15 protein-coding genes and 1 tRNA gene are annotated in these 23,963 nt (G+C 40.3%); 9 read left to right on the top strand and 7 right to left on the bottom strand.

Annotated elements, in window-relative coordinates; genetic code table 11:
- Position 1 precedes the first annotated feature (1 nt).
- Both LV83_RS05355 and LV83_RS05350 read right to left on the bottom strand, forming a co-directional pair.
- Complete coding sequence (locus LV83_RS05355; RefSeq protein WP_111610496.1) at positions 2-862, bottom strand: sugar phosphate isomerase/epimerase family protein; 861 nt, start codon at positions 860-862, stop codon at positions 2-4.
- Between the two features lie 3 nt (positions 863-865).
- Positions 866-4,381 carry a PVC-type heme-binding CxxCH protein gene (locus LV83_RS05350; RefSeq protein WP_245947001.1) on the bottom strand — a complete coding sequence of 1,172 codons (3,516 nt, stop codon included), beginning with the start codon at positions 4,379-4,381 and terminating at the stop codon, positions 866-868.
- A gap of 697 nt (positions 4,382-5,078) precedes the next feature.
- Here LV83_RS05350 and LV83_RS05345 point away from each other — a divergent pair.
- From LV83_RS05345 to LV83_RS05330, 4 genes are all read left to right on the top strand, one after another.
- Positions 5,079-5,423, top strand: coding sequence for a hypothetical protein (locus LV83_RS05345; RefSeq protein WP_111610494.1), 345 nt, complete (start codon positions 5,079-5,081; stop codon positions 5,421-5,423).
- Between the two features lie 69 nt (positions 5,424-5,492).
- A complete protein-coding gene (locus LV83_RS05340; protein ID WP_111610493.1) occupies positions 5,493-5,984 on the top strand; it encodes a hypothetical protein in 492 nt (163 codons plus the stop codon).
- Positions 5,985-6,034: 50 nt separating this feature from the next.
- Complete coding sequence (locus LV83_RS05335) at positions 6,035-7,693, top strand: SLC5/6 family protein (protein ID WP_111610541.1); 1,659 nt, start codon at positions 6,035-6,037, stop codon at positions 7,691-7,693.
- 249 nt (positions 7,694-7,942) lie between these two features.
- Positions 7,943-8,902, top strand: coding sequence for a calcium/sodium antiporter (locus tag LV83_RS05330; protein ID WP_111610492.1), 960 nt, complete (start codon positions 7,943-7,945; stop codon positions 8,900-8,902).
- Positions 8,903-9,036: 134 nt separating this feature from the next.
- Here LV83_RS05330 and LV83_RS05325 read toward each other — a convergent pair whose 3' ends face one another.
- Together LV83_RS05325 and LV83_RS05320 are read right to left on the bottom strand one after the other, a co-directional pair.
- Positions 9,037-9,927: a hypothetical protein gene (locus tag LV83_RS05325; RefSeq protein ID WP_245947000.1), complete on the bottom strand. Its 891-nt coding sequence runs from the start codon at positions 9,925-9,927 to the stop codon at positions 9,037-9,039.
- A 7-nt stretch (positions 9,928-9,934) separates the two neighbouring features.
- A complete protein-coding gene (locus LV83_RS05320) occupies positions 9,935-11,389 on the bottom strand; it encodes an MBOAT family O-acyltransferase (protein ID WP_111610491.1) in 1,455 nt (484 codons plus the stop codon).
- Positions 11,390-11,875: 486 nt separating this feature from the next.
- On the opposite strand from LV83_RS05320, the gene LV83_RS05315 reads away from it, so the two are divergent.
- From LV83_RS05315 to LV83_RS05300, 4 genes are all read left to right on the top strand, one after another.
- A complete protein-coding gene (locus tag LV83_RS05315; protein WP_245946999.1) occupies positions 11,876-13,459 on the top strand; it encodes a glycoside hydrolase in 1,584 nt (527 codons plus the stop codon).
- Between the two features lie 247 nt (positions 13,460-13,706).
- Positions 13,707-17,984 (top strand): T9SS type B sorting domain-containing protein, encoded by a 4,278-nt coding sequence (locus LV83_RS05310; RefSeq protein ID WP_158530502.1) that lies wholly within the window; start codon positions 13,707-13,709, stop codon positions 17,982-17,984.
- 437 nt (positions 17,985-18,421) lie between these two features.
- Positions 18,422-19,984 (top strand): hypothetical protein, encoded by a 1,563-nt coding sequence (locus LV83_RS05305; RefSeq protein WP_111610489.1) that lies wholly within the window; start codon positions 18,422-18,424, stop codon positions 19,982-19,984.
- Positions 19,985-20,017: 33 nt separating this feature from the next.
- A complete protein-coding gene (locus tag LV83_RS05300; RefSeq protein WP_111610488.1) occupies positions 20,018-20,479 on the top strand; it encodes a hypothetical protein in 462 nt (153 codons plus the stop codon).
- Between the two features lie 315 nt (positions 20,480-20,794).
- Here the strand turns inward: LV83_RS05300 and LV83_RS05295 are convergent.
- Both LV83_RS05295 and sucC read right to left on the bottom strand, forming a co-directional pair.
- Positions 20,795-20,868, bottom strand: a tRNA-Arg gene (locus LV83_RS05295).
- A gap of 38 nt (positions 20,869-20,906) precedes the next feature.
- Positions 20,907-22,121 carry an ADP-forming succinate--CoA ligase subunit beta gene (sucC, locus tag LV83_RS05290; RefSeq protein ID WP_111610487.1) on the bottom strand — a complete coding sequence of 405 codons (1,215 nt, stop codon included), beginning with the start codon at positions 22,119-22,121 and terminating at the stop codon, positions 20,907-20,909.
- Positions 22,122-22,365: 244 nt separating this feature from the next.
- Here sucC and LV83_RS05285 point away from each other — a divergent pair, with 244 nt between their 5' ends.
- Positions 22,366-23,016 (top strand): ABC transporter ATP-binding protein, encoded by a 651-nt coding sequence (locus LV83_RS05285; RefSeq protein WP_111610486.1) that lies wholly within the window; start codon positions 22,366-22,368, stop codon positions 23,014-23,016.
- 360 nt (positions 23,017-23,376) lie between these two features.
- Here the strand turns inward: LV83_RS05285 and LV83_RS05280 are convergent, their stop codons facing one another.
- Positions 23,377-23,826 carry a peroxiredoxin gene (locus LV83_RS05280; protein ID WP_111610538.1) on the bottom strand — a complete coding sequence of 150 codons (450 nt, stop codon included), beginning with the start codon at positions 23,824-23,826 and terminating at the stop codon, positions 23,377-23,379.
- Positions 23,827-23,963: the final 137 nt, after the last annotated feature.

Here is a 23,963-nt window from a genome sequence, read left to right as displayed (position 1 = left end):
ATTAACCAGCAGCCCAGCTTTTTAGAAACTCCAAGCCTTCTTTGGCGAACCCATCCTGAGACGGAACCAAAGGCTTCCAGATGCATACTGCACCTGCTAGTTCTTTGACGTCTGGAGTGAAACTCTCGATGGATACGACGCCCTGATAGTTGATCGCTTCAAGGCCGCGCTTATACGCATCCCATGGCGTAGTTCCTGTGCCAGGTGTCCCACGATAGTTTTCAGATACTTGGAAGTGAATCAATTTATCCCCGGCCAGTTTGATTGCCGCCTCAGGATTTGGTTCCTCTATACTCATGTGAAAACCATCCAAGATCACTTTCGCTTCAGGCTCATTGATATCAGTAATCAATCTCATCAGTTCCGAACAGGTATTGATAAGATCAGTCTCAAAGCGATTCAATGTCTCCAGAGCGATGTCCAAACCGAATTTTCTGGCTGTATGACATACTGTGCGTAGGTTAGTCACCGCTCGATCCCATTCTATTTTTTTCTGTTCCGGGGATACCAATCTGGCTTTTCCCACAGCAGAATACATAGGACCAGCTACAAACTTGGCATCTAGTCCAGCAGCTATTTCAAAGCACTGGTCCAAGTAGTCAAAACTGGTTTTATGAAATGATGGATCTTCATTGGTGAAATCTCGGCTAGTACCGAAAGCTCCGCAGATAACGGCCTCAAGGCCGTTATCGCTAAGTGCTTTTTTTACTTCTGGTATATTGATTAGCGCTGGATCTTCTACAGGTATCTCCACTACATCATATCCAAAGTTTTTAATTTTTGGTAATAGACTGAGTGTTTCTGAACTGAATGGAGAGGTCCAAAGCCAGGTGCTTACACCGAATTTTACATTAATTGGCATCCTTTATATTACTTTCATTATACCGTTCATTTGCTTCCAGTGATTCGGAAGTGTACAAACGAATGGATAATCACCTTTTTGAGAAGGTACTGTCATGATAATTGTATCTGTAGAGTTTGGGAAAACCAAGCTGGTTGACGCCAATACTTCAGAAATTGAAGGTATAAAACTCTTGTCCATTCCAGTCAGATCCTGAGCCATTTGGTCCACAGCCTGACCGATTTTTTCTAGGGAACCAATAGCTCCAATTACCAAGTTGTGCTGAACGAAGTCAGGATTATTGAAATCTACCACTAGCTTGCTTCCTGCGTTTACGATAAATGATGATTTGTCAAAAGACATCTCGTGCGGAATTGCAGTTAGTGTAACTAGACCATTTTTTACTACTTCAACTGATTGCTCTATTGAGGATACTGCCATGCCACCTTGAGGTGCAGTAGCTTTTTTAAGTTCCAAACTTGAGTCATTTCCGATTCTGCCTGAGAATCTCCAATTACCTTCATAGTCCCCAACTTTGTTGTTGGAATCAAACTGACCCACACGAACATTTTCTGGAGATAATGGTCCTGTAAATAATCCTTTGGTTTTACCCTTAGCAACTTCATTTCCATCAATCATTAAGGCCATGCTACCATCTGCCATAAGCATTGCTTTCACAAGGAATCGCTCTGAAGGTAGGTTTTTTCGGGAACTGATGATTTTCACATCGCCATCTTGTGCGACTGCAAAATGTAAAGCGTCTTTGTAAACGTATAGGCTATAGCCATTAGTACCATTTCCTTGCGCTACCATCACACCGTCAAGTGCCTCTCTGCCTGGAGAAACTTCCATCTCAATGGTCATTTCTTTGCCAGTAGGATCAGGTGGGAAAAGAAGAGCATTTCTTTGACTCAAGGTATATGACTCAGTGACTAAGCTTTTAGCAATTCTGTCAGCTACGCTCATCAAGGAATCAGCTTCAGATTTCGGAGCAACTTCTCTTCCTTCAAATGCCGTAGGGTGAGTCAATGCAGCAGCAAAAATTGCTTGTGGTAAAAACTCATCATTAGCATTATCCTTATTTTCTGATATAGCTAAAAGCTTTTTAGAAACATCTGCTGAAGTCGGCATCTCAGAGACTGCAACAATTGCATTTTTTCTGGTCTGAAGATTTGCATCTTCCATCAAATTGGCTGCAAGGATGGCATCCAATGCAGCTTGATTTTTAGGAATTACTCTCACTGCGTTCTTTCTCACTGCAGCAGATGGGTGAGTCAATGCTTTTTCTACGACTTGTTGTGCATTTGCATTGTTTCCATCTAGTACACCAAGTCCGTGCAGTGCCCAAAGTGCATTGATTGCAGGTGCATTTAACCCCACTTCATCTACATTTTGATTATTGACGATCTCATATAATCCTTCCAATACATCCATGTTTTGGGTTTCTACAATCAATCGCTGAGCAGTCAATCTCCAGAACATGTTGTCACTTTGCAGTGCAGCTAAAAGCTCATCACCATCAGCATCTTTCAAATCAAAGGTTTCAGAAGAATCATTGCCTTTATAGGTTAGACGGTAGATTCTACCATGTTGTCTATCTCTTAATGGGTTGATATATGCATTACCTTCTCCATTTTCAAATCCTCTAGGAGTAGGGTTGTGCTGAATGATAAAGTTATACCAATCTGCTACCCAAAGTGAACCATCAGGACCCACTTCCGCATGAACTGGGCTAAACCATTCGTCAGAACTTGCTAGTATGTTGAATGCATTTTTCTCTCTGTATCCAGAACCTTCTTCGATTATTTGTGAATTGTGAAGCACACGGCCGGTTGGTTCAGCTACAAATGCCATTTGATTCCAATATTCTTTAGGGAAATTTCTTGCAGTATATAAATTATGACCTGCAGCAGCAGTGTAGCTTCCATGCCAATCCACCTGTCTGAGGTATGGAGTTAAATGAGGCATATCGTAATGCGTATCTATACCCGTTGCAGTATTTGGCGTTCCTCTATACACAGTTCTTTTGGCATACTTAGTTTCCATTGCCAAGTAGACTGAGTGCTGTCCATTAGCTGTAGAAATGAACGTTTCGAAGTCCTCTGAGAAACCTAAACCCCAAGTGTTATTACTTGTGCGTCCAAGGAATTCCATATTTTCCCAAGTTGGCGTGAATCTATATACGCCTTGGCTAAAATTAAATTTCTTGCCACTTACTTCGCCATTGAATCCAGAGTAACCTAATACTCCCCAGATTTTATTATCAAACCCGTACTTTAAGTTGGAAGGACCAGCGTGTGTATCAAATTTACCCCATCCAGTCATCACCACTTCTTGTACATCAGCAACGTCATCGCCGTCAGTATCCTTTAGGAATACAAAGTCTGGAGCCATAGATATCAACATGCCGCCATTAACTGCCATGATGGAAGTAGGGATATTTAAGCCTTCGGCAAAGATGGTTACTTTGTCTGCCTTACCATCTCCATTGGTATCTTCCAATATCTTGATTTTATCATCACCGCCTTCTTTTCGAATTTCATTTGGATAATCGGTTGTTTCAATTACAAATAATCTTCCTCTCTCATCCCAAGCAAAAGCAATAGGATTGATGATCATAGGTTCAGAGGCAAATAGCTCCAGCTCAAAGCCTACTGGCACTTGAACTAGTTTCATGGATTCTTCAGGAGAAAGTGGCAACTGATAACGTGGTGCCGGATCTTTTCTTTCGTAATTTGGAATATCAGCGTCCTCGAATTGAGGCTGTGGAATGTTATATTCAGCCAATAGCTCATTTACATCATCGCCTACAGCCCAAAGGATACCGTTTGCTATTAATTCTTGAAATTCTTTTTTCTCCCAAGTCTTTTCGTTGTGACCATAGGCAGTGTAGAATACTCTACCTTTTCCCTGCTCACGAACCCAAGTATAAGGCTCTTTTCCCTTATCATCTACGCGCTCCATTAGGACGGTCATATCTGGATTCACTTGACTGTGTACATAAGTCTCATCCCAAGTCTCAAACTCAGAAATTCCATTCATAACTGGGTGATCTGCATTCACAATAGTGGCTGTGAAATCTCCAGTACCATGGGTGCTAAATTGCCCACCGACTGCCTCGACGAACCAATCAGAATTGCGGAAGCAAAACGAAGCACTGTGGATTGGAATTAATGCTTTGCCACTTTCTATGTATGATTTTAAAGCAGACTCTTGTTCTGTTGTAATTTCATCATGATTGGCATAGATCATCAAGCCATCATAATTATTAAGCTTGGTGGAATTCAAATCAGCTACATCAGTAGTGTAGGTGAGGTTGATTCCTTTTTGAAACAAAGGTGTTTGCAGGTACATCATCAATTTTTCTGAATTGTGATGCTCACTTTCATGGCCGAGCACTAGGATCTCTATTCGTCTTGGCTCCGAGGATGAAAGAAAATTTTGATTGCCTTTTCCTCCGCATGCAGCGAGTATGGCAAACATTAAAATCACCATGATGGACATGGGTGACTTAGGTAGTTTTGGGATTTTAAAATTCATATCAATAATTGAACAGGTTTTAGTGATCTAATTTCCAGTATTATTCCCGTCATTTCTTCCTGTTTTAGATTAAAAAACGACTGAATTATGATTTATCATGACTGAATTACTTTAAAATAGTATAATAAATCAGATATAACCATTAAAAATGGTCTTTAAACTGATAGTTGATCCTAGCTACCAACTATTTTATCCCAAAAATATATTGCGGACTCAACCTATGGCTTGCATTATAAAAATTAGCTAGGTTTTCTTGTGAAGTTTAGTTTCCATCAAGCTTTCAAAACCTTTATTTATGATCTTGCAACATATCGAACAATTGGATGTTTTGATCCTGGCTTTGAATTAGTGAATAGTTTTATCCTCAGTGTCAGGTTGTGCGCGCTGAGGTAGACGAGGCCTTTTAGTTCTTATTCTAAGCAAAGGTTGCTGTGACGACAATGGGATGTCTCTACACGACTCAAAGTCGGCCCAAAGGATTGGCTGTAAAATCTAGATCGCTCGATTTTTTTAAGGTTTGGACAAAAGGCTTAATTAAAGCTAATTCAGAGCCTTTTACTTCAAAGAAAAAGGCTTGATTGAATTAACTCTTGTGTTTTACTATGCTGCTAAATATTTTTCAAATTAAATCTGCCAAAGGAAGTATTAGAATGTTTTTTATTCAATTACCTTTCGCCTCGATTTCAGTGGAAACTAAATGAATAAACAGCGAATTGCATTGCTCTTTGGCCTAGTATGGTTAGTTAGCCTATTTGCTATGCCATTAGTATCTCCTAAGCTGGATTTAGACGCTAATCCTGAAAATAGGATCGGTGTAGTTCTGGAATCAGAATCCCCATCACTTCATGTTTTATTATCGGCGGATCACCCAAAGACTCCTTCCTTTGTCGTGGATTGGAGTGTATGGGCAAAGTTTAATTCCACATGGAATAGCCTAAGTAATGAGGGGGACAGTACGTCATTATTTCATTCACTTTTCAAAAAGTCCTTCCCATTATTTGATGTGAAGGTGACTTTCATTCATTTTTTCTACACCTGGTAGGATTACTGATAAAATACTGCCGTTCTGACGGCTAGATTCTTATTTTATTAGTTTATAAATACCACTCACATGTTAGAAATTGATCCTGTGATTGTGATTATGTCAAGCATACTCACTGTTGCATTTTGTTTGCCTTTCGCGTATCAAATGCGAAAAAATAATAATAAAGAAGTTTTACTAAAAGCTGAGATAACCTCACTTGCTGAAAGTTCAGGAGCCAAACCTGAAATCACCGAGTTTTGGAGACAGCGGTATGCTATAGGTCTGGACAGTAGTTTGGGCGTATTACTATACTTGCAGCAAGAGCCAAAGCACCTGGTACAAACTCTCGATCTGAAAAACTTCAAAAAAGTGAACATCACCAAAATTTTTGAGGAGACTTCAGACAAAACTCATGTTCACAAGCTTCCTGAATACATTAGCCTTGACTTCATTCCAAAGTCACCTGAAGACAAAAACGTAGTGTTGGAGATCTATGACGGGGAGGAGTTTTCGGATTTGCAAGGTGAGACAGTATTAGCAGAGAAGTGGGCAGCATTACTAAATATCTTAATTCGCTAAATGAGTAGGAATGGTCAACAATGGCCATTCCTGCTTTATTTCTAAAATATATGGAAAGTAAAAATGAATCCTGGGGCTCCAGAACTGGGTTGATTTTAGCCATGGCAGGCAATGCTGTAGGCTTGGGCAATTTCTTGCGATTTCCGGTTCAGGCTGTACAAAATGGAGGTGGTGCTTTTATTATTCCCTACCTGGTTTGTTTTGTGTTAATGGGCATCCCATTGCTATTCACTGAATGGTCAATCGGTAGATTTGGTGGAAGGACAGGCAACCACAGTACGCCCTATATATTGGATTCCATGGGTAAAAGCAGCTTGTGGAAATACATCGGCGTTTTCGGGATTTTCACGAACATAGCAGTGGTGGCCTACTACACCTATATCGAGTCTTGGACATTTATCTATGTCATTCATACGCTGATAGGTACTTTCACAGGCATGTCAAAGGAGGAAGTAAGCAACTTTTTTATGCAGTATGTACAGCTGGACGGTGCTGATTTCGGAATATCCTATCTTCCTGCGCTGGTTTACCTACTGGTGCTTGGAGTTAATATTTATATTCTTTCCACGGGATTAGGAGGAATAGAGAAAGTGGCAAAGGTCGGAATGCCTCTTCTAATTTTGTTTGGGGCAGTACTCGCATTTAAAGGTTGGACTATGGGAGACGACTATGCTTCTGATGCATTTCCAAGTGCAAATGCTTGGGAAGGAATTAATTTTCTTTGGACACCTCAGTATTCTTCTCTTCTGGACCCCAAAGTTTGGCTGGCAGCTGCAGGACAGATTTTCTTCACACTTTCGGTGGGGATGGGGTCTATTCAATGCTATGCTTCATATATAAAAAAGAATGAAGATATCGCACTTAACTCTCTTGCTTCGGGATTTACCAACGAATTTGTGGAAATCGTGCTGGGCAGTGCAATCGTTATACCTATCGCGGCAGGATTTCTTGGGCTTGACTGGGTCATAGCTAATGCCGGATTCGGTATGGCATTCCAGACCATGCCTTACCTTTTTCAACAGTGGGGCGAGGTATTTGGGATGATCGCAGGCCTCTGCTGGTTTGGACTCCTTTTCTTTGCTGGGATCACCTCATCTCTGGCTATGGGTACCCCTTGGATGGGATTCATGCAAGATGAATTTGGATGGGGAAAAGTAAAGGGAGCACTTAGCTTTGGAATAATAGCACTTATCATGGGGCTGCCTACCATCTTATTTTACCAGTATGGTTACTTCGATGAATATGACTATTGGGCAGGAACAGTTAGTTTGGTCGTGTTTGCACTCCTAGAGACGATACTATTCGTCTGGGTTTTCGGTATGAATAAGGCCTGGGAAGAATTGAATCACGGTGCAGATATCAAGATCCCACTCGCCTATAAGTGGATCATGAAATACGTAACTCCACTGCTTTTGATACTTGTATTATCTGCCGCATTGTTTACCCCAGAAGCGAATGATTGGAGCGGAGCACTTTCAGGATTAGTTGCCGGAGAAGGATGGGACTTTGATTCAGGTTCTCTGGTTTCAAAGGTTACTCAGGATGACCTGAAGCAGCTTTTATTAGAAGACGCTCAAAATGAAGCATTTTATTTAAAGAAAATTTTCTTTTCCTCTATGGCTAGAATCCAATTGATCACTTTGTTTTTGGTGATAGTTGGCATTGTATGGTATTCAGGAGTTAAACGTAAATCCCGATTGCATGAATAGTTCCGCATTAATTCTAGCTGTCATCACCCAGGTTGCCGTCATTTCGGTTACGGTGTATTGCTTCTTTCTGGTGTTGAAGAAGCCAAATTCTGATAAAGTAGGATAGCTAAAGTGATTTTCTTGTAAATCTTCACCTTTTAGCCATTTGGGTTGATCACATTGATTTGATAAGTTATATTCTTATTTCTTGGGTAGGATTTATGGTTAATTCTATTCTTATCCTTTATTATAATAGCATCTAATTGCCTTATGATACTTCAGGTTATTATTCTTATTGCAGGGTTGCTACTATTAGTCAAAGGGGCTGATTGGTTGGTTGACGGGGCATCAGTCCTGGCAAAAAAACATAGAGTTTCCGATCTCGCTATAGGACTGACAATTGTTGCATTTGGGACCTCGGCCCCAGAACTAGTGGTGAACTTCGTTGCTTCTTTGGGCGGGTATGAGGATATAGTTTATGGCAATGTCATCGGGTCGAATAACTTCAATTTGTTCTTCATACTCGGTATTGCTGGACTTGTGACACCTTTGGCGGTTCAGTCTAGCACTGTTTGGAAAGAAATACCGTTCTCCTTTGTGGCGGTAATAGTGTTATTACTTTTGGCCAATGATTTTTTCATGGGTGAAAACAGAGGGCTTTCCTTACTCGACGGTATTATTTTATTGGCACTTTTCGGAGGGTTTCTTTTTTACGTGTTCACTCTGCTCAAATCCGATCCGGTTTCTGTAAATACTCATCATAAAGAATATTCAAATCTTAAAATCTGGGGGTTTATTGTGGGAGGTTTAGCCGGGTTGGTGATTGGAGGTAAGCTGGTTGTGGATAATGCTGTGGCAATGGCGGAGTCTTTGGGGGTAAGTGAGAAAATCATCGGGCTAACAATTGTTGCCGCGGGAACTTCGCTACCGGAACTGGCCACTTCGGTAGTAGCATCAATAAAAAAGAACAATGATATCGCAATTGGAAATATAATCGGCTCCAATATTTTCAATATTTTCCTGATTCTAGGGATGAGTTCGCTTATCAAACCACTGGAATTCAACATGTCATTTAATCAGGATATTTACTTGCTGGGTTTAGGAACTATGTTTTTGTTTCTTGCCATGTTTCTTGGTAAAAAGAAAACACTTGACCGCTGGGAGGCCGCATTGCTTCTGCTTGCATTCTTAGGTTATACCACCTATTTAGTAGTCATGGAGGTGCAATAGCTACACATTCAAGTTGGGCGGACTTATGTGATAGGAGAGGATAGGTAACTCAACTTAAAATGAATCCTATACTTTTTGTTATTGGCAAATATGAAAGTTCTCGAACTACCTTTTTTCTTATTTCATTCTAAGAACTAACTGAGGCTATTATCTTTCTTTTTCCCGAAAAGAATCTTGGCGAATTTTTCACCACCTTTTCTATCCAAATGATCCATATCTCTGAATAGTGAGTCTTGCTCCAAGTACAAGCTGTCGTAATCTATGATAGGCAAATTATAACTTGTCAAAATACTATCCGCGTCATAGCTTTCCTCATTTAGGAGATCAACATAAGTTTTGGATAGTGGGAATCTCAATCCTATCAGTTCTATGTCCTGATCTTTGCAGATAGAAATAATCCTTTTTAATGATTCAGACATTTTATCAGAAGGTGCTTGGGCTTCAAAGTAATTGTTGATTCGGTCTTGGCTAATTTGCTCCTGTTGCACATCTGAAAGGCTTTCCCAAGTACTTTTCGATCGAACTCCGCCCCATTTAGAGAAATTGAACATCTCGTTTTGAATGAAGTTTTTTATTATTAAACTATAGCGATCATTCAGAAAGACACAATAATAAAAAAGGTATTTTTCATGGAAGTATTCTAGGTAGTTAGCGTAATCATTAGAATTAGTGTAATAGGCTGATCGGTCTAAGTTGTTTTGATCTTCCCTAGTGGGAGACAGGGTGTGATCGTCAACGCTGATATATATTTTTTCTACTTGGGTGTTCCTAACCAGAAAGTTTAACTTTCGTTCCATGTCCAGGTAGGAATCGCTTTGGCCTGAAAAATTATGGACATTGTGGATTTCTGTAAAATCCCCGAGCGGAGTACCATGTGAATCGGCAAGTAAAAAGGAGGAATAGTTGAGGTTTACGTCGTTATAATCCCGGATATAAAATCCCTTTATTAAAAAGAATAGAAGAAAATTGAGCCCTATAAGTAATGCAATAAAGACAGCAATATTTTTTAAGAACCTTTCAATCATAGCACCCTTAAAATTGGAAGTATATAAATTCTATTTGTTCAGAGGTATTGCCGAAAATATCAATGGCTAAAATAATCAATAGATACATAGACCATCGGTAAGCTTTTCTTGGAATAAACTTCAGTCCAGCTATCCCAAATTGGCCATGCCTGCCTTTCCATTCTACCCAAAGAAAACCAGCAATCAGAACCAATAAGGTAATGGCTCCGGGAAATTGGGAGAAGTCGGGGGACTGTACTAATTTGTTGGAGAACATTCGGGAAATGTAACTGAGTGCATGCGCCATATTTTCAGCTCTAAAGAAAATCCATGAAAAGACCGTTAAGCTAAAAGTACCTATCATGGCTAATAATTCTTTCAAACTCAGCCCTTCTCCATCCGAAGCCACAGTAGCCAGATGCTTTCTGTTTTTACCCATCAGCAATAGCGGAATAAAATAAATGGCATTTAATGCCCCCCAGACTATAAATGTCCAGTTTGCACCATGCCAAAAACCGCTTAATAAGAAGATGATGAAGATGTTTCGGATTTGCTGCAAGGTATTTCCTTTGCTTCCACCTAGCGGTATATATACATAGTCTCTAAACCAGGTAGAAAGCGAAATATGCCATCTTCTCCAAAATTCCGCCATGTTTCTGGAGAAATAAGGAAAGGCAAAATTTTGCATTAAACTAAATCCAAACAGCCTGGAAGTACCAATGGCAATGTCAGAATAGCCTGAAAAATCCCCATAAATCTGAAAGGTGAAAAACAACGCTCCCAACAGCAGCGTGCTTCCTTCATATTGAGCAGAATTGTTGAATATGGTGTTGGCAAATTCAGCGCAATTGTCTGCAATGACAATTTTCTTGAACAGTCCCCAAAGAACTTGTCTTAATCCATCAGTAGCTTGGCTATAATCGAAATTCCTTTTTTGGTAGAACTGAGGAAGGAGGTTTGAAGCTCTTTCAATAGGCCCTGCTACCAGCTGCGGAAAGAAACTGACGAATGCTGAAAATGCTACCAGGTCCTTAGTGGGTTCTAACTTTTTGCGATAAATATCGATGGAATAACTCATCGTCTGAAACGTATAGAAACTGATTCCCACAGGTAAAATAATGTTCAAGGTATTTTCCTTGATCGGCATTCCCATGAATGTAAAAGCGTCTACAAAATTATCCAGGAAGAAATTATAGTATTTAAAGAATCCCAGTAAGCCAATATTGATCAAAAGAGACAATATTAAAAGGCATTTGCGCCGAACAGAGTCTTTGGTACTGGCTAGTTGTATTCCTACCAGAAAGTCAACTAAGGTACTGAATGCAATCAAAGCCAAAAATCTCCAGTCCCACCATCCATAAAAAAGGTAGCTCGAAACTACGATCAGGAGGTTTTGCGATTTTAGGTTTTTACCAAGTACAAACCAGTACAAGATGAATACTACCGGAAGAAAGACCGCAAAGTCAAGTGAATTGAAGAGCAAGGTATGTTGAGATTATTCCAAACTTATGCCACAGATTTTTTAAGCGATAATTTGCAAACATATACAAAAACAAACAGTATAAATATGCTGAGGATATAGTATTGGTGATTTTAGGAAATTTTAAATCAGTAGAGTTTACAGTCTTATTATATAATCCGCGAGTTACAGGACATTATGTTTTTATCATGAGCAAAGAATTCAACTTGCTTTTCAGGACCTTCGCTATTTTGATGTGAGAAGCTGTTTGACTCCAGTTGAGATAGAAAATGCGGCAGCCTACGGAATAGAAATTGTGAAAGCTGACAAGGTACCTTAACTTACCATAGAAAAATATCGCTCAACGTTAAGAAGTTTGAAACCCAGAATTATTGTTTACCAATTCCAAGGTCAGAGAATTTACATCTGATGACCAGTTGTAACAAACCCCGGGCTATTGATCAGTTTGTAGGGAAGCTTAGCGTCTTCCCTTTTTTACAACACATATTTATGAAAATTACAGAAATGATTAGTAAAAGGTTGTTTTTCAGACAACTCGTATTGGGGGCATTAGGGACCTTTTTGGCCTGCCAGTCCTCAGGACAGGATAAGACAAGCCAGGAACTTCCAGTTTTAACCGTTAAAATCAATGCAAAGCCTGCGGAAAAGTATCAGGTAATCGAGCACTTTGGGGCATCTGACGCTTGGTCTGCGCAGTTTGTAGGGCTTTGGCCTGATCAAAAGAAGACTGCTATTGCTGAACTACTTTTCAGTAATGATAATGATGCTGCGGGAAACCCCAAAGGTATTGGCCTATCACTTTGGCGATTCAATGTAGGTGCTGGTAGTGCCCAACAGGGTGATCAAAGCGGAATAAATGATGAGTGGAGGAGAGCTGAGTCTTTTCTGGAAAGCGATGGATCATACAACTGGGACAGGCAGGCTGGACAAGTTTGGTTCGCCAAAGCTGCACAGGAGTTTGGTGTAAATAAATTACTTCTTTTCCCCAATAGTCCCCCGGTAAACTTTACCAAAACGGGCAAAGCCTATGCATCGGGTGGCCATTCTAATTTGGCAGCAGAAAACTATGAAAAGTTTGGAGAGTACCTCGCGCAGGTCATCAAAGGGTTAGAAGCGAAGGGACTACTGGTAGATTACGTGAGTCCGGTAAACGAGCCGCAGTGGGATTGGTCGGATGGTGGTCAGGAGGGAACTCCATTTTGGAATTCTGAAATTGCCGGCATAGTGAAATCACTTGATGCTGCTTTGACTCGACATGGCTTGGGTACGAAGATCGATGTGGCCGAAGCTGGAAAGATTAATTACCTCTACGAGCAAGCAGATAAAGAAGGAAGGGGTGAACAGATCACAGCTTTTTTCCACCCAGAATCTTCCAATTACATCGCAGATCTTGCACATGTTAGTCCAACTATATCTGCCCACAGTTATTTCACTACTTCACCATTTGAATCTGCCGTGAAGCAGCGCTCTCAAGTTGCTGCTGAGGTTAATTCAGTTCCAGGTCTGAGTTTCTGGATGAGTGAATATTGCATACTGGGTGACAACGGTGGTGAAATCAATGGAAGTGGTAGAGACCTGGGGATTGATCCAGCGCTCTACATGGCTCGTGTGATCCACAATGACCTGACTGTTGCGAACGCCAGTGCATGGCATTGGTGGTTGGCAATTTCTCCCTATAACTATAAGGATGGCTTGGTTTATATCGATAAGGACAAGGCTGATGGTAATTTCTATGAAAGTAAAATGCTCTGGGCCTTAGGCAATTACAGCCGATTTATTCGGCCAGGTTATCAGCGAATTGCCGTAGATACAGGAAAGGAAAATCAGTTGTCACCTGACTTGCTGGTTTCAGCCTATCACTCCACCGACGAGGAAGAGGTCGTTATAGTTTTGGTGAATTCAGGAATTCAGGATTTTGAGGCTAAACTAGAGCTAGATGGTACTTCCAGTTCTATAAAGAGTCTAAACCTCACCTCTAAAGAAATGGATTTGCAAACGATTCAGCTGGATGTCTCTCAGGAAACTGTTACTATTCCAGCAAGGTCAATCGTGACGGTAGTTTTGAATGATTAATTAGATTCTATTTGGGTGAAAGAGGCTGTCTCAACCAGTGAGACAGCCTCTTTTTGATTTTATGATGGCCTTTGTAATACTATTCCTTCAAAAAAAACACTTAGATCATTTTAATCAATTTGAAGGAAGCATTAGCATATGTTATACCGCTTAGCTTCTTATTACAATCCATTAAATAAATCTATAGTCATCAACTAGGAATTAGAAATAATAGAATTACTTTCAGCCCTGAAAACTAAGGTCTTTTTTGAATGGTTTACAAATGATTCGCTACTTGAACGCCGGAAAGTTAATTTCCCTCTATTTACTTTTTATTTTTCTGGGACTGTTTCAGGATTTGAAAGCTCAAAATGACTATCGAGTTCCATTCAGACACAGAATTGGCTCATCCAATGTTCCCAATAATATTTTTCAGATTCGGGGGGACTTCACCCTTCTTGGAAATACGAACATGACCTTAAAGTATTACTCAGTTGATACTCCGAATTCGAATGGAGAAATGATTTTTGTAGATATTGATGAGGTGCCGAGCACATTTAATTCTTCTTCTGCTACGCTACTTTTTTCAGACGAAAATGGGGCTGACACAAATTGCACCGATGTCATCTACGCAGGTCTCTATTGGTCTGGCAGAACACTAAACCCAGGAATGACATTTGAGCTGACAAAAAAGGAGGGGTTTCTGGCTCCTGTAACTTTGAATAGTAAAAAAGACACAGTAGAGCAAGGTAAAGACCTAGAATACCTTCCTTACACCGTCTATGTGTTTACAATGTTTGATTCGGAAAACAGACCTTTTCCGCAGTATGAGATCGTGGCTAAGGATGGTCAGAACCATTTAATCATCCGTTTTACAAATGACAACACGATAGAATATGATCTTAATCAATCTGGATGGAAGCCTGTAGAAAATCTTCAGATCGAAGAGTCAAATGGGATGTCTACAGCAACGTTTAAGTCCATTCCGTTAAGTGATAACGGAATGGATATCCTTGTTAATGGCGTAATTCGTTCAATGGCATTAAGTTATGATGAATTCATAAATGCCAAGAATTCCGTTATGCTGCAAAGCTCGGGAACATATAGTCCGGCGGCTTATTATACCCAGGAGTTTGACAAAAGGAAACTGAAATTTAAGCCTCCAGGTGCAATTGATTATCAGGAAATCACCTCCTCCGGGAATGCTATTCTATTCCCAGATCAGGAGCTCAGGGATATGTATGTTGGCTATGCGGATGTTACCGACCTGGTCAAAGAATACGGTGCAGGGTCTTATACTGTCGCTGATTTAGCCTTGAATGAGGGTTTTTCTGATGAAACTGGCATGTTCGGGAGTTGGGGACTGGTCGTAGTATATCAAAACTCCAAGATGAACTTCCGTGATGTCACTATTTTTGATGGTTTTACATTTATTCAATCCTTGGATGGGGAAGTTGAAACCGGTGAACTGGAAATCAAAGGCTTTGGTGCTATTGAGAATGGTCCGGTAAATTTGAAATTGGGGATTATGGCCAGCGAAGGTGATAATAGTATCGGAGGGGATTTTTTGGAAATACAAGATCAAAAAGGCAATTGGAGCCGCTTGAGCCACCCTGCAAATAGTACGGATAACTTCTTTAATTCTTCTAACTACACCCCCGTGCTGATGAAAAGTGGTGATCTTGTGGAAAATCAGCGGTTTCCAAACCTAAAAAACAACTTGGGGCTTGATATCGTCAATTGGCAGGTTCCGAATCCTGACAACTCTCTAATTGCCAATAGTCAGTCTTCGGTGAAATTCCGCTATGGTACCAATCAAGATCTCTTTGCTTTATATGCTTTTGCGTTTTCGGTCTCTAGCTACACACCAGATATAGAAGCTTACAACAAACTGATAAGTATAGCTGGTGCCCCTGTTGACGACTCGTCTACTGTAAAACCTGGACAGGAGGTTACTTTTCAGGTGGATATCAGAAATGTAGGCACTGAGGCAACCGAACAAAACAAGCTAGTGATACCGGTGCCCTATAATGCCTTATTTGTTAGTGCAGAAATTACCCCAAATGGCTTTGGAACTGTAATTTTCGATCCAAACTTGGGAGTATCTGGATCCATAGTCTGGGATTTGGGAGACATTCCAGTTCCCAACACCTACGATGAAATCATCACTTCACTGAGGTACACTCTTAAATTTACGGAAGACTGTTTTGTTTTGGCCAATGATAATTGTGAGTCATCACTATCTGTAAATGGGGCTATCTCTGGGATAGGTAGTGTTTCGGATCAGCCTTTTTCCGGACTTCCATTCATCAAAGGCTATAAAGAGGGGGTTTGTGAAGGTAATGCGATCTATGGCGCTTTAGAAATTCCTATTGCAGGAAAATCAGAGTTTATAGCCAGTCATTGCCAAGACTTTGAATTGTATACAGATTTAAATTTGGATAATATCCCTGTATTCTGCCACAGAGACACACCAGCAGACTTGGCTGATCTAATTATGCCTACTCAGGAAGGGTTCGAAGTGTACTTCTTTGTCGATGAGTTTGGTGGTACTCCTTTGATCAATTACTATGTCAATACCTCTTTGGTAGGCACTGAGAAAGTATGGGTTTCTGAAGGGCCACAAGGAAGCTGTACAGGATTGCGAATTCCTGTAGAACTAACTGTTATTCCTTCCAGTCCACCTCCGTTGATAGGTACCTTAACCTATTGCATGGAAGCAAAAAAGATTCCTTATGAATTGGCATCGGAGCCAGGATATACCCTACAATTTTTTACAGATAACGACCCAAGTACTAGTCCAATGAGCAGTGCTCCAATGATCGATCTATCAACCCCAAAGCACTATTCAATTTGGGTGAGTCATTTGAAAGAAGGAGAATGCGAAAGTGAAAGAAATGAAGTTTCAGTTTACATAGAAGACTGTAGCCTTCAGCCTGAAATAGATCTATCAATCACCTCCAGTATAGAAAGATTTACCAACGAAGGAGAAGAAGTGATTTTTATAATCACGATCAAAAATCTTGGGCAAAACACGCTTTTTAATGTGTCTGTCAATGAGAATCTAAAAGGTGCCAATTGGCAAATTCCAGTGTTAGGCCCTCAGGAAGAGCGCTCTTTTGAGGTAAATTATTTGATTTCTTCGTGGGATATGTCAAATCAACAAATCTGGCTGTTTGCCCAAACGAATGCAAATGACCTGCAAGGGACTTTGGTTTCTGACAATGATGAGAAGAGAGTTTCAGGGGTCACTTTGGTGCCGGGGTTTTTAGATTATTCTTTAAATACTGAGCTGGCTACCTGCGAAATTGGAGCAAGTGGGAAGGGTCGAATTACTTTGACATGGAATGAACAACAGAGCGGTTCTTATATTCTTACAGATTTGACAACTGGAGAAAGTGAGCCGCTAGTGCCTTTTCTTGCTCAACCTCAATTGATAATTGAAGCAGTTCCAGGATCCTATTCTTTGGAACTTGTTGACAGAGAAGGGAATCCTCATCAAATCAGTTTGGTAACTGTCGAAGGTAAGGAAGAAGTGCAATTTGATGTGCCAGGAACTGTTCTAGCCTGTTCGGAATACGCTTGGCTTCCGGAAATTGGGCCTGATGTAGTGTTGACTCTAACTGCTCCGGATCGTAGCAATGTCCCACGTAAGGCAGACGGAAGTTTTGCTTTGGTTCAAACTGGGTCTTATTCGGTCATGGGGATACATGTGAATTCTGATTTATGTCCAGCGGTAAAAAGTTTTGAAGCCGAAATAATCCAGCCATACGAAGTTGAAATAGACCTACGACCCTTCTGCAGCGATGACAGTTCAACGATTGTAGACTTGGTCGCGGACTCTGATGGATTAGTTATCCGTTGGTTTAAGGTTAGCACTGATGGAAATGAAATGCTTACCCTTTTTGAAAATACCAGACAATTAATCGTATCTGAAGAAGGAAACTACGAAGTAACGCTAAGCGATGTGAATGGATGCTTGATTGGCCGAACAGAATTCGAGGTACGCCAATCTTTCACAGATCCTCCAGTTTTAAGCAGTTTATACAGCTTTTGCCCAGAACGAAATGAAAAAGTGGAGATTGAAGTCGGAGTGAATTTTAAAGAAGTAAGCTGGATGCTGAATGGGAACAGGGTCGGTAATGAACGAGTTTTTATCCCGCAAGAAGCCGGTCAATATCAATTGGAAGCACTAGATATGTTAGGTTGTACCTTCTTTTCAGAGTTTGAAGTAGAAGAGAAGTGTGAGCCGGAATTGAGGTTTCCAAACGCTATCTGGATCAATGACCCAGCTCGGATTTTTGAAATTTATCCTGATAATTTAACGGATAATATTGAAGTTAAAATATTTAACCGTTGGGGGCAGTTGATTTATCATTGTGAAGATGATGCTCCTAGCAATGAGTTGAAATCCAGCTGTGTATGGGATGGGACCTACAATGGGCTTAAGGTTTCTAATGGAAGCTATGCTGCTATTATTCATATCAAAAATTATGATCTGAATTTGCATAGAACTATTAGGACTTCTGTGATGGTACTTGACTAGTGTACAACCGGCTCATCGAAGGTGATTTTGGGTAATCAGAGAAATTTAGGAGTTAAAACAGTTAAGCGGTTTACGGATTTGAATGGTCTTTCTGATTCATTTTGAAAACAGGCTTTTGAAGATGATTTAAATCGAGGATGGTTTCATAAACAAAATACCCTATACATGGTATGTTCTGGTAAAGTATTATTTCCTTACTTACGTTCGACTTTATATTGAAAAGAAGATCCAGCTTGAAAGCAAATTGGGGGCTATTAGTTACCTTTTTCTAGCACCATTCTTTTAGTGCATATCCCGCTGGATTATTTGAGGCAGGAGAAAGGGTATTACTAACTTTTGATACCAAGTGTTTTTGATCTTTTCCTATAGAATAAATTGCTTAGTTGTAATTTTTGAAGCTTTAATAAAATAATTTTCACATCCTTAAATTCATCGAAATGAAACTTAAGACTTTTTGCCTACTTGCAAATTTTACATTGTCTTTACTTTTTATCTCTTGTGGAGATAAAACCAATGAGTCAACAGTTAGTTCTGACAGTGAATTTACGTATTCTCTGTCTTTAGAAGCTGTAACAGAAAATTACCTAGCTCCTGGGCTACAGTCCTTTGCACATGCGGCTATTGGCGATGACTGGCTATTGTTTGCCGGGAGAACGAACGGAAATGATACGCTGGGAGGATTACATAATCTAAATGCGGATTATTCACTCAAGTCTTTTCCTCCCAAATCTTTTAATTCCTTTATTTATACGTTCAACCCCAATACCGGCAACCAATCTTTCCTTAACTATTCGGATATGCTGAATACCATTCGCTCTATGGCTGCTGGAACAAACGGCGAGGCTGAAGATATTAGGGAGATCTGTAAAAAAGTAGGAGATATCTTGGCTGAGCACGGCAGGATCTTTATGTGTACGAACCCCCAAGTTGTTCAATCCGGGGATTACTTATATGTAGTTGGAGGTTACGGCCCGCCTTTAAACGAAACCCCAACATCAGGAAACTACACAACTACTGATGAGATAGCCAGAATAAATGTTCCGCTCTTGATGAGAATTACTAATCAGGACTGGAATCTTACAGTGGCAGAATGGGAGGATCTATTTCGATTTGGAAATAATCCCACGCTGAGGGCTACTGGAGGGGAATTGAAAAGGCTAAATGACCAATTTTATCTAGCGGCAGGACATAATTTTGATACTGCACAGGTTTATTTAAACGCTGTCTATGAATTCAACTTCTCAGAAGATGCCACTTCGCTCGCACTTACGGCCACAGTAACAGATACCATTAGTGATATTTCTCCAGCTGTGTTGCTAAATAACCCAAAAATGGCAGATAGCACTTCCACTTTCAGAAGAAGAGACTTGCCTATTGTAGCATCTCTTTACCTCGATCAGGATAGTAATCTTGCTCCCAATTTTGCGCTCATGGGTGGGGTATTCAAATACGGAGAAACAGTGGCTGCATGGAACGATGCCATTTACATCACTCCCAACGGAGTGGATCAGTTTTATATAGACACCCAGCACGATCAGAAGGATTGTAATATTTATTCCTGTCCTGATTTTGTGATTTATGATTCGCAATCATCGGAACTTCACACGTTTCTACCGGGTGGTATAGGTGATGGGAAAGCAGATAATGATTTATCCGGATTCACGAATACATTGGGCTACGCTAAATTCAATCTAAATACTAAAGCAAGTTCATTTGATACCTTTTCCAACGTATTTCCATCCAACTATTTTTATGGAGCTGAAGCGGTATTTATCCCAAATAGCAATACTAACTATGTGACAATTAATGATGAGCAAACAGATGTAATCGATGGAGAAAGTACCTTCACTAGTTCAGATCCAGTTCATATTGGATATATCTATGGAGGTATAGAATCATACGAAGCTTCTCCTTCCACCTTTGGTAGTGGTAAATCAGGCGCTTCTAATAAAGTTTGGAAGGTAATGGTATCTCGAATTCCCGTTCAGCAAGAGAAATAGGGGGTAAAATGATTTGACCTAAACGTATAACCCATGAAACTTAATAACGATGTCGTAACAGACCTGGACCTACTAGTTAAAGAATTGGTTTCAAATAATTCCGATGTTGGTTCGGTGGAAGATATGAAGGCTGTTCTGTTTCCTGATAAGCCTGATGCTTATTTGATTGCTATGTTTCATCACCTAAATGACCATAGGCCACGTCTTTTATTTCCAAAGCCTGACCCAACTCCCGAGGTTTTTTGGGCAAGTGATTATTTGCCTGCCTTCTATTTTGAAGGTGGGTTTACGGCTATATTCGAGAATCAAGAAAAAGAAAGATTAGAGATAAAGGAAAAGAAAAGTCTTGAATTAGAGAAGCTTACATACGATGTCAGGAACTCAAGGAGGATATATAGAACATATTGGTGGACCTTCTTTTTTGCTTTGGTTAGTTTTGTATACGTAGTGATCCGTTTGCTTGCGTGGCTTCTCAACCTAGAAGGAATAGAATAGGAAACAGGTTAATAATTTCTGAAAATGCCCCCTCTCTGAGTATAATTTGAGTTTAAATTTTTGAAGTGCATTACCTAGGGGTAATTTGCAATTACGCCTTTCTATCCCATCCAAATATGCAATTACAATTAGGTCAGTTTGATTTGCTCGTCCGGCAAGTTCAAAAAAAAGTGGATCTAAATTATTATTTCAAGATCAAATGCTAGGATCAGTTAAAAAGGTTCTACCACGAATTTAAGGATAGATATCTTAGAGAAAAAACTTAGGGAACAGTCAAAATAAAAGGCTTAAACGAATGTTTAAGCCTTAATTATGTGCACTCGGAAGGATTCGAACCCTCAACCCTCAGAGCCGAAATCTGATATTCTATCCAGTTGAACTACGAGTGCAGAAAGTACCGAAGATTGCTCTTCAGTACATTTTATTTTTAGCCTTCAAGTACGGACTGTACTTTGTCAGCAGCTTCTTTAAGCGTGATTGCAGAGAATACTTTCAATCCTGAATCATCAATGATTTTTGCGCCTTCAGCAGCATTGGTTCCTTGAAGTCTTACAATGATCGGAACTCTGATGTCTCCGATAGATTTGTAAGCTTCTACCACACCGCTAGCAATTCTGTCGCATCTTACGATACCACCGAATACGTTGATCAAGATAGCTTTCACATTAGGATCCTGAAGGATAATTCTGAATCCAGCCTCTACAGTAGTAGCATTTGCTCCTCCTCCTACATCTAGGAAGTTAGCAGGCTCACCACCCACCAATTTGATCATGTCCATAGTCGCCATAGCAAGACCAGCGCCATTCACCATGCATCCTACGTTTCCATCAAGTTTCACATAGTTCAACCCTGATTCTCCAGCTTCTACTTCCAATGGATCTTCTTCAGCCACATCTCTCAATGCTGCCAATCCTTTTTGTCTGTAAAGTGCGTTGTCGTCGATGTTCACTTTAGCATCTACTGCCAAGATCTTATCGTCAGACGTTTTCAATACCGGGTTGATTTCAAACTGAGAAGAATCTGTTCCTTCGTAAGCATTGTAAAGAGCAGTGATGAATTTCACCATTTCTTTGAATGCATTTCCAGAAAGCCCCAATCCGAAAGCTACTTTTCTTGCTTGGAAAGGCTGAAGACCAACTTTAGGGTCGATCCACTCTTTCATGATTTTCTCAGGAGTATGCTCAGCAACTTCCTCGATGTCCATTCCACCTTCGGTAGAGGCCATGATTACGTTGCTACCTGTAGCTCTATCCAACAAGATAGATAGGTAATATTCTTTTGGCTCAGATGCACCTGGATAGTAAACGTCCTCAGCGATCAATACCTTATTTACAACTTTTCCTTCCGGGCCAGTCTGGTGAGTCACCAATGTACCGCCCAGGATATTTTTAGCTTTCTCGGATACGTCTTCCAATTTCTTGGCAAGTACTACTCCGTTAGAACCAGTTTCGTTGACTTTACCTTTGCCACGACCACCTGCGTGAATCTGAGCTTTGATCACATACCAGCTAGTACCGGTTTGCTCGTTCAACTTAACGGCTGCTTCATGAGCTGCTTCAGGCGTGTCGGCGACTATACCTTCCTGAATACGAACTCCGTAACCTTTTAATACTTCTTTAGCCTGATATTCGTGAATATTCATATGTGTATGATTTTTTTCTCAAATGTCATCCCGAGCAATCGGGAAGAATCTTGCATGGTTGGGGGAATTACCCTTGTGACTTTTCAGTCATGCTCGATTTCATCCTTTGGAAATTTTTGCCCGAAGTTAACCCCTTACACTTGATAAATCAAACTTGACTTTTTCCTTTTTTGGGAAAAAAAGCCGTTAATTTCCCGGTGGGATAGGCATTTATCCTATTTTTGGGAGGATAAAAAATGTTAGCATGCTGAAAGCCAATGGAATCCATAAATCTTATGGAAGCCTACAAGTTTTAAAAGGAGTAGATCTAGAAATTTTAACTTCTGAAATTGTTTCTATTGTTGGTTCATCTGGGGCCGGTAAAAGTACTTTACTTCATATACTAGGGACCTTGGATCATCCGGATCAAGGGGCTTTAGAGATGGACGGGAAAATGCTTCTGAACTTAAAAGGAGATGACTTGGCAAAATTCAGAAACGAGCGAATTGGCTTTATTTTTCAATTTCATAACCTGCTTCCTGAATTTACTGCTCAGGAAAACATCATGATTCCCGGACTGATTGGAAATGCTTCTTCAGAGAAACTGAGCAAGAAATCCGGAGAATTGGCAGAATTGCTAGGAATTTCACATCGATTGGATCACAAGCCTTCCACGCTTTCTGGAGGAGAGCAGCAGCGAGTTGCTGTGGCTAGGGCATTAATCAATAGTCCAGCGGTTGTTTTTGCAGATGAGCCAAGTGGGAATCTCGATACTCAGAATGCCAAAAGCTTACATGAGTTATTTTTCACACTTCGTAAAGAGCTGGGGCAAGCCTTCGTGATTGTTACTCACAACGAAGAATTGGCTGAGATGGCCGATAGGAAGGTGGTAATGCAGGATGGGTTGATTTTGTGAAGATGTTGGATGCCCGATGTTGGGTGTCTGATGTGGCATCGCTGCTAGTTTTGAGCCTCGGTTTGTGTCTCACAAACCGAAATGAATTTTAACATTATGCCATTCGTGAAGATACTTACATGGGTAAAGTCCAAGTCTGAAGACTTGAACTAATTGGTCTAAGTCCAAAACGGTCATTTACAAAAATGAAAGGATAAAATCTTCGAGGAGATTTCTCAGTCGTTCCTCTTTCGAAATGACACCTCAAAAGTTATAAAACGCTGCGCTGCTGCGTCGCCTCGCCGCTGCGAGGAAAAAACTGCGCCTTTGCGGGAGCAATATCAAAACCTTTCGCCTTTGCGTCTTGGCGGGAGATTTAACCTACTTCTGTAATTTCCTTAACATCGCCTCGATATGTCCCTTCGACTCAAACATATCTGAAAATACAGCAGCAATCTTATGCTCTTTATCTATCAAATAGGTGATCCGCTTGGGCATTTTAATTAGTGGAACTAAGGCATCGTAGGATTTACACACCTTTCCTGTGGGATCAGAAAGTAGCTCAAATGGAAGTCTATGCTCTTTTTTAAATTTAGTGTGGGTTTCAATATCATCCTTACTCATTCCAAAAACAGGAATATCCAAATCCCGAAAAGATTCAAACTGATCTCTGAATTCACAGGCTTCAGCTGTGCATACTCGTGTGAAATCTCTGGGGTAGATATAAAGTACAAATGCCTTTCCTTTCAGATCTTTGGTAGTATTGAGAATATTAATGCCCGTACACGCCAAGGTAAATTCCGGTGCTTTACTTCCTGTTTTTAATGCCATAATGCTTAAAACTATTTCAGAGGAGATTGGTTCGGTACTTAGATTCGATTTTGTATTTATTTTTTGAACCATTCGCTTCGCAAATTCCTTAGAAGAAAATCACTCTGAAAACCCATTATTTTGAAAACTAACAGTGT

Origin of the sequence: Algoriphagus yeomjeoni (genome assembly GCF_003259505.1) — a bacterium.
GTDB lineage: Bacteria > Bacteroidota > Bacteroidia > Cytophagales > Cyclobacteriaceae > Algoriphagus > Algoriphagus yeomjeoni.
Note: the sequence above shows the minus strand (reverse complement) of the source record. Positions and strands in the feature narration are given on the sequence as shown.